The sequence below is a fragment of the Nocardia sp. CA-107356 genome (assembly GCF_050946365.1).
Taxonomy (GTDB): Bacteria; Actinomycetota; Actinomycetes; order Mycobacteriales; family Mycobacteriaceae; genus Nocardia.
The window spans coordinates 3,811,692-3,824,455 of sequence record NZ_CP191992.1; the positions used below are offsets into that span (position 1 = coordinate 3,811,692).

At 62.3% G+C, this 12,764-nt stretch carries 8 protein-coding genes and 1 pseudogene; all 9 read left to right on the top strand.

Features of this window, described 5'->3' with window-relative positions:
* Nucleotides 1–126: 126 nt before the first annotated feature.
* A pseudogene (locus ACQP1G_RS17225) lies at nucleotides 127–746 on the top strand (IS5 family transposase); the annotation flags it as partial.
* Between the two features lie 27 nt (nucleotides 747–773).
* Entirely contained in the window at nucleotides 774–1,103 is a 330-nt protein-coding gene (locus ACQP1G_RS17230) for a hypothetical protein (protein WP_433205037.1), read from the top strand.
* 537 nt (nucleotides 1,104–1,640) lie between these two features.
* Entirely contained in the window at nucleotides 1,641–3,116 is a 1,476-nt protein-coding gene (eccD, locus tag ACQP1G_RS17235; protein WP_433205040.1) for a type VII secretion integral membrane protein EccD, read from the top strand.
* A gap of 2 nt (nucleotides 3,117–3,118) precedes the next feature.
* Nucleotides 3,119–4,555 (top strand): type VII secretion-associated serine protease mycosin, encoded by a 1,437-nt coding sequence (mycP, locus tag ACQP1G_RS17240; RefSeq protein WP_433205043.1) that lies wholly within the window; start codon nucleotides 3,119–3,121, stop codon nucleotides 4,553–4,555.
* A gap of 41 nt (nucleotides 4,556–4,596) precedes the next feature.
* Entirely contained in the window at nucleotides 4,597–8,631 is a 4,035-nt protein-coding gene (eccCa, locus tag ACQP1G_RS17245) for a type VII secretion protein EccCa (protein ID WP_433205046.1), read from the top strand.
* Nucleotides 8,632–9,038: 407 nt separating this feature from the next.
* Nucleotides 9,039–10,076, top strand: a complete 1,038-nt coding sequence (locus tag ACQP1G_RS17250) for an ABC transporter ATP-binding protein (protein ID WP_433205049.1) — start codon at nucleotides 9,039–9,041, stop codon at nucleotides 10,074–10,076.
* Between the two features lie 3 nt (nucleotides 10,077–10,079).
* Complete coding sequence (locus tag ACQP1G_RS17255; RefSeq protein ID WP_433205052.1) at nucleotides 10,080–10,868, top strand: ABC transporter permease; 789 nt, start codon at nucleotides 10,080–10,082, stop codon at nucleotides 10,866–10,868.
* Between the two features lie 319 nt (nucleotides 10,869–11,187).
* A complete protein-coding gene (locus tag ACQP1G_RS17260) occupies nucleotides 11,188–11,691 on the top strand; it encodes a glycosyltransferase family 2 protein (RefSeq protein ID WP_433205055.1) in 504 nt (167 codons plus the stop codon).
* Nucleotides 11,692–11,843: 152 nt separating this feature from the next.
* Complete coding sequence (locus tag ACQP1G_RS17265) at nucleotides 11,844–12,551, top strand: hypothetical protein (protein WP_433205058.1); 708 nt, start codon at nucleotides 11,844–11,846, stop codon at nucleotides 12,549–12,551.
* Nucleotides 12,552–12,764: the final 213 nt, after the last annotated feature.

A 12,764-nucleotide genomic window follows, 5' to 3' on the forward strand; every position in this document is an offset into this window, starting at 1 on the left:
TGGCTGAGACCGTGTCTTACGTGGATGTGATTCGTTTGCGGCGTGTCGTATTGAGTTGGGCCGCATGAAGTTCGACTCGTTACCGACGAATTGTCGAAACGTCTTGTGTCGGACGAGTTGTGAGCTCTGGCCGAGCCGTTACTGCCGAACTTCACCCCGCGTCCGCAGGGTGGCGGTACCGCGCCGACCGACGAGCGGGCGGTGTTCAGCGCGGTGGTGTTCGTGTTGACCAGCGGCTGTGCGTGGCGGATGCTGCCGCCGTCGTTCGGCGTCACTGTCCCGACCGCGCATCGCCGGTTCAGCGTGTGGACTGAGGCCGACATCTGGCGGCGGTTGCACCGCGCCGTACTTGGCGAGCTGAGCAGCCAAGGCTTGATCGACTGGTCGCGGGCGGTGATCGATCCGGCCTCGGTGCGAGCGAAAAAGGGGGACCCATGACCGGGCCGAGCCGGGTCGACCGCGGCAAAGCCGGCTCGAAGATCCACGTGCTGTCCGATCGCGCGGGAATCCCTCTGTCGGTGGGTATTTCGGCCGCCAACACCAACGACGCCGAAGCGCTGCGCCCGCTCATCAAAGCGATTCCGGCAGTGCGGTCGAGCGGGCCACGTCGGCGCAAGCCGGCAAAGCTGCACGCCGACAAGGCATACGACAACTCCGAGCTGCGCGAATGGGTGGGCCACCGGGGCATCGGCGTCCGCATCGCCCGCAAGGGCATCGAGCCCTGTGACCGCCTCGGCAGGCACAGGTGAGTGATCGAACGGACAATTTCTTGGATGACCGGCTACCGCCGGCTCAACATTCGTTATGACCGCAAGGCCACGCATTTCCCCGCCTTCCTCACCCTCGCCGCCACGCTCACTACAAGAAGCTGGCGAAGGCGAAATCGGCGACATGCGGCACGGTCTAAGGTCGCCTTCAGCAATGACGGTAGCACTAAGAGTTGCAAGGAGGACGCGTATATTCAAGAGCAGGTGAGATACCACGCCAAAGGTCAGGGCAGTCAGTTGTATCGAGTCATCACGGACGGATTCTTCCGCTGCCCGGAAGGATCGGGCTATTCGTCGGCGATATCCGGCGAAAGGCGTTTCGACTCCGGACGTTGAATCAGGGTGCGGTGGCGACACCGACCATGCGTGTGCTGGTGTGGAGGGCTTGTTCGGTGCTCATGAGGAGCGTGTACGCGGCTACGTTGATTAGATCAAACGTCGGTGTCCGGTTCGGACAGAGAATTTGCTGCTCTGACCATGTGTTTGGGTTGCAATCCAGGTCCTCGGATCTTGTCCGTCCCGAGCGTCTGAGCTAGATTTCTGCGTCGATCAGCCCCGATGACATCACCTGCGCGTAGTCGCGTGCCCCGGCGGTGGTTCGACGTTGTTCTGGAGACCTGTATGAAGCGTAGGCCGGACTCGGACGATGAGTTTTGCAAACTTGCCCGTTCGGATCCGGCAGTATTTCTGCAAAGCGTGGTCGAGCAGGCCGCCGCCGCGCTCTGCACTACCGATCTGTAGCAAGAAGATGTTAAAAGCTTTGGTTAAGTCCCCGCCTGCTTTTTCGCAATCGTGCGGAAAACGGGTCGTCGACCATATTATGAATTATCGCCCGGGGTGGGCAACTATGAGATTGTAGGAGCTGTTCGACAATTGACACCACAGTCGATCAGCGGCATGGGCACCGCTGAAAACGAATTGTGCCGTGTGTCCGTCATCGGGGGGAATACCCAGCTCGACGTCGGTCTGCCGGCAACACTGCCGATCGCCGCATTCATCGGCGATCTGGTGGCATTGATCGCATCGCGCAGCCGGAATCTATCCGAGCGCGAGGACGGGGGCGCGCCGCTACGTACTCAGCGTTGGACCCTTGCCAGGATCGGTCGTGACGCGATCGCGTCGAATCAGACGCTCACCGATGCCGAAGTCTTCGATGGTGATCTGCTCGTACTGCGCGCTATCGGGGCCAAGGAGTCGCCCGCGCTGTTCGACGATGTGATCGATGCGGTCGCCCGTCTCACGAAAGAGGAATTCCGCGATTGGTCAGCGGCCGCAGCGCAGTGGACCGGTCTGATCGCTGCTGTGATCGCAGTTTTTGCGGTGCTGGCGCTGGCTGGGGTTTCACGTAGCTACCGGGATGGACTTTCAGCGCCGTTCGTGCTGACCGGTGCTGCGGTGGCCGCGATGGTTGCCGCGATGATCACGGCCCGCAAATACAGTGTCGACCGCGCCGCCACGGGTTTGACGCTCTGTGGTCTACTGCTCGTCTTCGGTGGCGCGGCCCTGTTCGTGCCAGGCCCACTGGGAGCTCCGCACGCTCTGCTCGGTTCGGTCGCGATGCTGGTCGTCGCTGTTGCGGGATATCGTTTGACAGGCACAGGTCCCGACATCACCGCTGCGATAGCCACATTGGCGGTGTTCGCTGGCGCTTCCGCTGCGGTAAAAATGATTTGGGATCCAGCAATGCCTAGGATCGCCGCCGGAGTCGTCGTCGCGGCAATACCACTCATCTCATGGATCCCGCGGCTGGCCGCGTTGATGGCCCGGCTCCCGGTCCCACCCGTGCCCACTGCGGGCGGGGCGATCGACCCCACGGACCATGAACCCCGGCCGACGATTGAGGGCATCGGCGCGATCGGTGCCACTGTGCTACCGTCGGCCGCTGGCCTGGGCCAGCGCGCCCGGTTCGCCAACCAATTCCAGACCGGCCTGCTCGCTGGGATCGCGGCCGCCGCCGCGATCGGTGCCGTCGGTGCTGCCGCTCCGCTGAGTTCTGTTCGCTGGCCGGGCATCGCGCTGGCGGTCGTGGTGGCGCTGATCCTGTGCTTGCGGGGCCGAGCATTCGCCGACCTCATCCAGGCCGGGACGCTGATCGCGGGAGGCTGCCTCACCTTCATCGCACTGGTGGTGTTGCTCGGGCTGGGGGATTCGGATCTGCAGCTGATCGCGGTCGGCCTGTTGCTGATCTTCGTGACCGGTGCGGTGGGATTCGGCGTGATCGGTCCATACGTAGAGGTGACGCCGGTGACCCGTCGTATGAACGAGATATTCGAGTACGCACTGATCTTGTCGTTGATCCCGCTGGTGCTGTGGATCATGGAGGTGTACTCGATGGCACGGAATTTGTGATCATGAACTCACGGGGGCAGCGGCTCAGCAGGATGGCTTGTGTCGCAACAATTCTCGGTGCGGCAGTGTTCGGCTGGCCGGCTGAGGCCGGTGCCGTCCCGGTTGACCGCGCGCTGCTGGCGCTCGCACCCCCCACCACGGATCCGAGCGCGTTGGGAGCAGTACAAGCGCTCAGCGGCCATCCCACACCGTTGGAGGCCACCGAGAAGAAAGTGCTGTGTGCCGAACCGGTACTCACTGGCGGACAGCCACGCGACACCCCGCTATCGCAAAAAGTTCTGGATCTCCCGACAGCCTGGCAATTCAGCCGCGGTGCGGGCCAGAAGGTGGCGGTCATCGACACCGGCGTATCCCGCCATCCCCGTTTGCCTGTCCTCCAAGCGGGCGGCGATTATGTCGCTGACAGCGACGGCACCGACGACTGCGACGGACATGGCACCCTGGTAGCTGGCATCATCGCCGCCCAGACCAGTCCGGACGACGCCTTCGCCGGCGTGGCGCCCGATGCGGAGATTCTGTCGATCCGGCAATTGAGCCTGCACTTTCAGGCCAAGAACCGTTCGAACGATACTCCGCCCGGGACCATCGACAACTCCGGCTACGGCAACGTGCTCACCCTCGCCGCCGCCGTGGTCCGGGCCGTCGACATGCATGCCACGGTGATCAATATTTCCGAAGTTGCCTGCAGCACAGCCGGAGCCGATACCGCGGATGCCGCGCTCGGCGCCGCGGTGCGCTATGCCTACGAAAACAATGTGGTGGTGGTGGCCGCCGCCGGAAACTTTCAGCAGAACGGCCCGTGCTCGACCCAGAACGACGGTTCCGGATGGGACGCGGTGAAGACGGTGGCGACTCCGGCCTGGTTCGCGCCGTATGTGCTGGCGGTCGCTTCAGTGGATCGGGATGGCAGCCCGTCTCAGCTCACGCTGCATGGGCCGTGGCTCGGGGTCGCCGCAATCGGGCGCAATATCGTCTCGCTCGACAGCAAGCCTGGCAACAGTGGTTTGGTGAACGGAGTACCGAGCCAGGACGGCATCCAGACGATCGACGGCACCAGCTTCGCGGCGCCGTATGTGGCTGGGCTTGCGGCATTGGTGCGGTCACACTTCCCGGATTTGACTGCACAGCAGGTCATGGATCGCATTACCCGCACGGCGCACGGACCGAGCCCCGGTCGTGACGACCGGATAGGTTACGGATTGATCGATCCGGTTGCCGCGTTGACCGCGCAGTTGCCGGACAAACCCGTCAGTTCCGGTGCCGACGTGCCTCGCGCATTTCCGGCACCAGTCCGGCCGCCAGGCCCCGATCCGCGCCCCAGGTTGATAGCCGCGATCGGATCGGTCGTATTACTGGCGGCACTCGGAATCGGTGCCGCAGTGGGGATTCCGTTCCGACGTCGGCCAGAAGGTGACGAGTTGCCTGATCTCGATTCATAGCGACCGCCACGAGACCCACCCAGGAAGTTCGAAGGACCGCAATGCCCACTGAAGGTTTCGTGCGTCGCCCGCGAATTGCGCCGCCGCGAGCGCCCGGCGGGGAGGTCACGTTGACGCCCCCACCAGAGATTCCGCGCGCTGTACCCGGGCCACTGATCGCCAAGCTCATGCCCTTGGTGATGGTGGTTGCCGTCGTCGGCATGCTGGCCATGTTCGTGATGATGGGCAGAACACTGTTGTCGAACCCGTTCATGCTCATGTTTCCGATGATGATGCTGATGTCGATGGTCGGCATGTTCACGAGTGGACGCAGTGGCAGTGGGAAGGGGGTGGGCGAGCTCAACGAAGACCGTAAAGACTACTTCCGTTATCTGGACCAGGTCCGCAAGGAAGTACGCAGGACTGGAAACAAGCAGCTGGAAACGCTGGAGTGGAGTCACCCCGAGCCTGCCGAACTGCCCTCGATCGTCGGCACCCGGCGGATGTGGGAACGCCGCCCCAACGATCCGGATTTCGGGCATGTGCGGGTCGGATTGGGTAGCCACCGGCTGGCGACGAAACTAGCTCGCCCCGAGACCGGGCCGCTGGAAGACCTGGAGCCCGTGTCGACGGTGGCGCTGCGCCGATTCGTGCGCACCCACTCCGTGGTGCATCTGCTGCCGACGGCTGTGTCGTTGCGTGCGTTTCCCGCGATCAACATCGAAGGACCGGCCGAAGACGCGCGCATGCTCGTTTGCGCCATGCTGATGGAACTCGTCGCGTTCCACGGCCCGGACCATCTGGCGATCGCCATCGTTTGTGCCGAACCGGACGCTCCGGAATGGGCATGGGCGAAATGGCTGCCGCATCTGCAACATGCGGCCGTACATGACGGCATGGGCTCGGCGCGCATGATCTACCAATCGCTGGGCGAACTCGAGACCGCCCTCGCGGATGAACTGCTCGAACGCGGTCGGTTCGTGCGCGATCCGCAACCCACGCAAGGCCGTTTGCATCTCGTCGTGGTAATCGATGACGGCTTCGTCAACGGCACCGAGCAGTTGATCAGCGAATCCGGGCTGGATTCGGTCACCGTCCTCGATCTCATGGCACCCGAGTCGGGGTTAGCCGCCCGCCGCGGCCTGCAATTGGTCGCCGCGCGTGGCGAGGTGTCTGCCCGCAGCGCCTCCGGGCTCGAAAAGTTCGCGACCGCAGACCTCGTGACGCTTGCGGACGCGGAGGCGTTCGCGCGCAGTCTTGCACGCTACCGCATTGCGACCGCCGCGCAGATCGTCAGTCTCGGAGACAACAACACCACCTCCGACCCCGGCCTGATGGCGCTGCTGAAGATCCCTGACGCAGCCCAGATCGACCCCGCCAAGGTATGGCGTCCGCGCGCAGGGCGCGAGCGGCTGCGAGTGCCGATCGGTATCGCCCCGGACGGCTCCCCAGTGGATCTCGACATCAAGGAATCTGCCGAGTACGGTATGGGCCCGCATGGATTGTGCATCGGCGCAACCGGATCCGGTAAGTCGGAGTTCCTGCGCACCCTGGTGCTTTCGTTGGTCACAGCGCATTCACCGGACCAGTTGAACCTGGTGCTCGTTGACTTCAAGGGCGGTGCGACGTTTCTCGGGTTGGACCCGCTGCCGCATGTCGCCGCGGTTATCACGAACCTGGAGGAAGAGCTCGCGCTCGTCGACCGTATGCGAGACGCGCTCGCCGGTGAGATGAACCGCAGGCAGGAGCTGCTGCGTACGGCCGGAAACTTCGCCAACGTCACCGATTACGAGAAGGCGCGTGCAGCCGGTGTCCCACTGGACCCGCTGCCGGCATTGTTCATCGTTGTCGACGAGTTCTCCGAACTGCTGTCGCAGAAGCCGGATTTCGCGGATCTGTTCGTGATGATCGGTCGGCTGGGCCGGTCGCTGCATGTGCACCTGCTGCTCGCATCGCAGCGGCTCGAGGAGAACAAGCTGCGTGGCCTGGACTCACATCTCTCATACCGGATCGGTCTGCGTACCTTCTCCGCCAGCGAATCTCGTGCGGTACTCGGCATCACCGATGCATATCATCTGCCGAGCGTTCCAGGCTCCGGATACCTGAAGAGTGATGCGGCAGATCCCTTGCGCTTCAACGCAACCTATGTGTCCGGGCCGTACGTCGCACCGAGCCGTACCCAGCAGGTCGGCGGGGAATCGGTCGGTGCGCTGCCGCCGCGTGTGTTCACCGCCGCACCGGTCGAAATGCCGGCGGTGCCGGTGCCTGTCTCGGCGTCGGATCCGCTCGAGCTGCCACTGCCGCCGGTGGCGGATGAGGGTGTTCCGGATTCCCTGCTCCAGGTTGTCGTGAAGCGGCTGATCGGACACGGGCGTCCGGCCCATGAGGTGTGGTTGCCTCCGTTGGAGGAATCTCCGACAGTGGACATGCTCTTACCGGATCCGGACTGGCGTTCGCCGGTCAACCGGCACGGCCAGCTGTGGATGCCGATCGGCGTCATCGACAAACCGTACGAGCAGCGGCGTGATGTGTTGACGATCAATCTGGCTGGCGCGCAAGGCAACGTCGCGGTGGTCGGTGGCCCGCAGTCGGGTAAATCGACAACCCTGCGCACGATCATCTTGGCTGCCGCGGCCACCCACACTCCTGAGCAGGTTCAGTTCTACTGTCTGGATTTCGGTGGCGGCAGCATGTCCGGTCTAGTCGGATTGCCACACGTCGGGTCCGTGGCGCCCAAGATGGATGCCGACCGCGTGCGGCGCACCATTGCCGAGCTGATCACCCTCATGCACCAGCGCGAGGAAAGATTCAATGCGCAGCGCATCGAGTCGATGGCGGAGTTCCGCAGGCGCAAGTTCTCGGCTCAGGCCGCGGCTGGTGGTGTTCTGCCCGATGATCATCCGCTGGCCGAGGACCGGTTCGGTGACGTGTTCCTTGTCATCGACGGATGGTTAGTCCTCAGGGAGGAGTTCGAAACACTAGAACCGCAGGTCAACACTCTTGCGGCGCAAGGGCTTTCGTACGGTATCCACGTCATTCTCGGCGCCTCGCGTTGGGCGGAGATCCGGCCGGCGGTCAAAGATCTGATCGGTACTCGAATCGAGTTACGGCTCGGCGAACCGTCGGATTCCGAAATGGGTCGGCGCAGTGCGGCTTTGGTTCCCGTGAATCATCCCGGTCGCGGTCTCACAGCGGACGAACTGCACATGTTGATCGCATTGCCGCGGTTGGATTCGGATTCGAATCCGCAAACTCTGGCCGACGGCGTGAACGAAGCGAGGCAGCAGTTCGACGCGATGTACGGCGAGCGACGTGCGCCCGATGTGCGGATGCTGATGCCGCAGATCGCCCGAAGCGAGGTGCTGGCCGCAGTGCAGCAGCAGGGCATCGAACTCAGTAGGACCCGTATCGCTATTGGTATCGGCGAATCCGAACTTCAGCCAGTCGTACTGGATTTCGATACCGAACCCCACCTCATGGCGTTCGCTGACGTCGAATGCGGCAAGACCACGCTGCTGCGCAACATCGTAATGGGAGTGGTCGAGAGTTCGACCGCCGAAGAGGCTCGGACCATCATCATCGACTACCGGCGCACGATGCTCGGCGTCGTCGAAGGCGATCAGCTGGCGGGTTATTCGACCTCCTCGCAGACCAGTGGACCCATGATCGCAGAGGTCGCCAACTACCTGAAGAAGCGCATTCCAGGTCCCGACATTACCCCTCAGCAACTGCGTGAGCGCAGTTGGTGGAGTGGTCCCGAGATCTACATCGTGGTGGATGATTACGACATGGTGTCGACCAGTGGTGTTTCGGACCCGCTGGCTCCATTGCTCGAATACCTGCCTCAGGCCCGCGATATCGGTATGCACCTGATCATCGCTCGCCGTATCGGTGGTGTCTCCCGCGCGTTGTTCGGCGGTGTGCTCGGCACACTGAAGAATATGTCCGTCGACACACTCATCATGAGCGGTCCGCGCGATGAGGGGCGCCTGATCGGCGAGGTACGCCCGATGAAAATGCCAGCGGGGCGAGGAATCCTCGTCTCCCGGTCGCGTGGTGAGGAGATGATCCAGATCACCTACCTCCCCCCACCATAGGGCGCCTGCCTGGCCTCCGTATCTTGCCGGCGGTCCGGACCGCGCGTGGTTGTCTCATGCGAGTCCGGCACAATATGCCGGCTGTTGCGAGGGTTTGGAATACGGCACGCTTGTGCACGCACAGCTCGGGTGTACACGCGGCCTGGCCGTTATCGGTCACCGACCTGTCGCAAACAGGACGAGTCTGGTTGTATCCGGATGACTCAGAATTGCCATAACAACAGCTCGGGGATAACCAGAGATGAATGGAGATGCGCCGATTATGTATCCCTTTCTGCATCGGGATGAGCGGAGGCGCGCGAGATTACGCGATGGCTTGGGGGCAGGTCGGGGCGAGTGCACCGCTGATGAAATAAATATGGTCGGCCCGGATTGCGTTTGGGCGCGATATCCGACAGGCTGTAGTCATGATAGAAGTGCAGGGGGTGACCAAGCACTTCGGCTCGACCATCGCGGTGCAGGACCTTTCATTCACGGTGCGGCCGGGCCAAGTAACTGGTTTCCTCGGACCAAACGGGGCTGGCAAATCAACAACAATGCGCATGATTCTTGGTCTGGATCGCCCGACCGCGGGCCGGTCGTTGATAATGGGAATGCCGTACAGACGGCTGTCGCATCCGCTGCGAACGGTCGGTGCGCTGCTCGACGCCAAATGGGTGCATCCGAATCGCTCGGCGCGGTCGCACTTACGGTGGATGGCCGCTAGTAACGGCATCCCGGCATCACGCGTAGACACTGTGCTCGAGCTGGTGGGTTTGGCGTCGGTGGCCAACAAGCGTGCGGGTGGCTTCTCGCTCGGAATGTCCCAACGCCTTGGTCTAGCGGGCGCTTTACTGGGTGATCCGCCGGTGCTGCTGTTCGACGAGCCGGTCAACGGACTGGACCCAGAGGGCATTCTGTGGATTCGTAATTTCATGCAACAACGGGCGGCCGAGGGCCGCACCGTGCTGGTATCGAGCCACCTGTTGTCAGAGATGGCTCAGACGGCCCAGCATCTAGTGGTCATCGGCCATGGTCGGCTGGTCGCCGACGCTCAAGTCCAGGATTTCATCAATCGCGCGTCCGAGGCTCGAGTCCGGGTGCGGAGCCCGCAGCTGAGCAAGCTGCGCAGTTTGCTCAGTATGCAGGGAATGCGGGTGACCGATGACGTCAGCGGCAACGGTACGGGGCCGGCGTTGTTGGTCACTGGCACCACGAGCGACGCCATCGGTCAGGTCGCGGACGACAACCGCATCGCGCTGTTCGAGCTGGCGCCCCAGCAAGCCTCGCTGGAGGAGGCGTTCATGCGGATGACCAGCGGCGCTGTGCAATTCCACGCTAGCGTAGCCCCGCTCCCAGCGGGCTATGGTGTGCCGCCGCCTGGGTACGGCCTGCCGCCCAGGTACGGGCAACCGCCGGTCAGCAGCGTCCCCGGCTACGGTCCAGGTCCACAAGGCGGGGTGTAGCCGGTGGTGGATCTACTGAAAGCGGAGTACATCAAACTCACCTCGACCCGGTCGCCGTGGTGGTGTACCGCATTCTTCATCGTGCTGGGTCTCGGTATAACGCTCTTGAGCGTGAGCGCTGTCCGGTCGAGCCTGCGGCAACACGAGACATCCCCGGCCACGGTCAATGCAGAGTTGGCGGTGATCGGGATCGCTGGCGGCTTTTCCGCGATTTACCTGGTGATGGTGCTGGCGACGCTGACCGCGACTAGCGAGTACCGGTCCGGTGTTATCCGCACGACCTTCTTGGCTTGCTCGAGCCGGTCGCTGGTGTTAACCGCGAAGGCGGTTCTCACCGGAGTAGCGATGATGATCATCGCATTCCTGATCGGAATTTTTGCGTTCATGCTGGTGAAAGGCATGCTTGGCGGGGAGGGCGGCGTCAAACTCGAGTTCTCCGGAGAGACGTGGAGCTACCTGATCGGCGCCGCCTTGTTCACCTTTCTGTGTGCGGTGCTTGCAGTAGGCGTGGGTGCTCTGTTGCGGCATAGCGCTGGGGCGATATCGCTGCTGTTGCTGTGGCCGCTGGTGGCCGAGACCATCTTGGGTCGGATAGGAAACTTCGGTCGCAATGTGACGCCGCTATTGCCGTTCGCCAATGCCAATCACTTCTTCGGCGCGGAAAGCGACATAACGGGTGGCGGGCGAGTCCAATGGCACTGGGGTCCTTGGGGCGGGTTGGCGTATTTTGCGGTGTTCGTTGCGGTCGTGTTCGGTGCCGCGCTGGTTGTCGTGAACCAGCGCGACGCATGAGGAACGAACGTCGGCGTGTGTGAAATTCTTTGCCTGAGGTCCATAGAGTGAATACGAGCAATAGCCAGTTGCGGATACCGAAAACTATGTCAGATGAGGCTGTGGTGGTGCCATGACACCCGTGGGCAAGAGCGCTGTGGACCAGACTTTCTGCCAGATCTAACTGGAAACTGTCCGGACCGGACAATGTCTTCGCTATGGCTGACCAGCGGGAATTGTGCTGTATCACTGCGAATCGATTGCGGCGCCACACATAGTGGACTTAGCGTATAGGCGCACAAGCCTCATGTAAGTAGACCCTCTCGAAACGGAACCACCTTTGAAGATAGATCCTTCCTCGCCGCCGATTTTGTCGGTTGTCGTGCCGGTGCTGAACGAAGCCGAGGTTATCGAGCGCACCCTGGAGCGGCTGGTCGCGCAGGAGGCTATCGACGAGGTGATCATCGTCGATAGCGGCAGCGACGACGGCACCCCCGACATTGTCGATCAGTTCGCCGCCACCCATCCGAAGGTCGAACTCATCCACGAACCCACCCGAGGTATTCCAGCGGCGCGGAACGCCGGATTCGACAAGGCGCGTGGTGAATTCATCGCCCGCACCGACGCTGACACCTTCGTCGCCGCCGACTGGGGTGCGACGATTCGCGAGTTCTTCACCGCACATCCCGAGACCGCCGCAATAACTGGACTGTGCACCTACCACGACTCGCCGATCGGCTTCATCCTGAAGTTCGGTCAGTGTTGCTTCGCTTCGGCAAGCTCGGCGGCCAAGTCGGCAACGTGTACGGGCCGAATATGGCGCTCGGCGGCGGCTCTGGTATGAGCGGACCAGCCCCAGGCGTCATATCGGGTCGGCCGAACTCATGCACTACTTACGAGCTACTGATGCCCGTCGCGTGCCGGTTCGTCGAGACTCGATTGCATCGTCTTCTGCTGAACTAGGGACAAAGTGGGTTGATAAGCGGGGGATGTCCAGTGATTGATGTGCTCATCCTCGGTGCGAGCTGGGCCCCGGAGAATCATCCGGTGACAAACGCCTTTGCCGAGGCTCTCGACCCTGTCCAGTTCTCGCCTCGAATGGTGTTGTATTCGGGAATTCGGGCCGAAGCCGAAAGGGCGCTTGCCAGCGAAATCGATCGGTGCGATAAGTCGGTAGTTGTTGCGGGCTACGCTCAAGGAGCCGCCTTTGCGGGAGATTTCGTTGCCAGGTCCGGTGCGGGAACGTATCGCGGCAAGAAGATCATAGCCTGCGCGCTCATCGCAGATCCGCTACGGCCGAGGGGATGCTCAATCGGGCGCGATCCCGGTGGCTATGGGATCCTGGGTCAGCGGGTGATTCATGGCACCCAGGCGTACTGGGCTGCTGCGCCCGCCGACCTGACCACTGCCCTGCCTGCGCACAGCTCCTTGCGTGCGATACCTGAAGTGTGCGAATACCTCGGGATTTCGACTGAGGGGGAGATGGTCCGCTGGGGTCGTAACGTTATCGATGCATCGATCCGGGAACAATTACGGGGATATCCGCTACGAGTATGGCGGGGCAGAAATCCGGAGCTTACGCGCGGCGTTGGATACCTCTTTGCGAAGTCTCATAGCGACGACTATCTCAAGCATGGGCATGTCGTTTCTTTGGCTGACACTCTGAATTCGGAGGTTATTCCTGCAGGCGGGGAAATTTTGTAGTTGTACCTCATGTGCCTGCTGATTGATTAGTAGGTGTGTTTCTTTGATCCATATTTGATTGACCCCTAATGCTGGACGCCACTCTTGGTATCGGTGTGCGTCCTGCTGGGGTGTCGTCGGAGAGCGCTGCGTGGTGCTCCGGAAGCGAGGTTACGGTTGGACCGGCTGGATTTCGGTAGAAGCGGCGAAGCTGGCAGCGAGGTGACGCCGCCG

What these genes read in the sequence shown, in the direction of transcription:
- ACQP1G_RS17230 (WP_433205037.1), top strand. Translation starts at nt 774, where the DNA reads ATGACCGGCTACCGCCGGCTCAACATTCGTTATGACCGCAAGGCCACG.
- mycP (WP_433205043.1), top strand. Translation starts at nt 3,119, where the DNA reads ATGAACTCACGGGGGCAGCGGCTCAGCAGGATGGCTTGTGTCGCAACA.
- eccCa (WP_433205046.1), top strand. Translation starts at nt 4,597, where the DNA reads ATGCCCACTGAAGGTTTCGTGCGTCGCCCGCGAATTGCGCCGCCGCGA.
- ACQP1G_RS17250 (WP_433205049.1), top strand. Translation starts at nt 9,039, where the DNA reads ATGATAGAAGTGCAGGGGGTGACCAAGCACTTCGGCTCGACCATCGCG.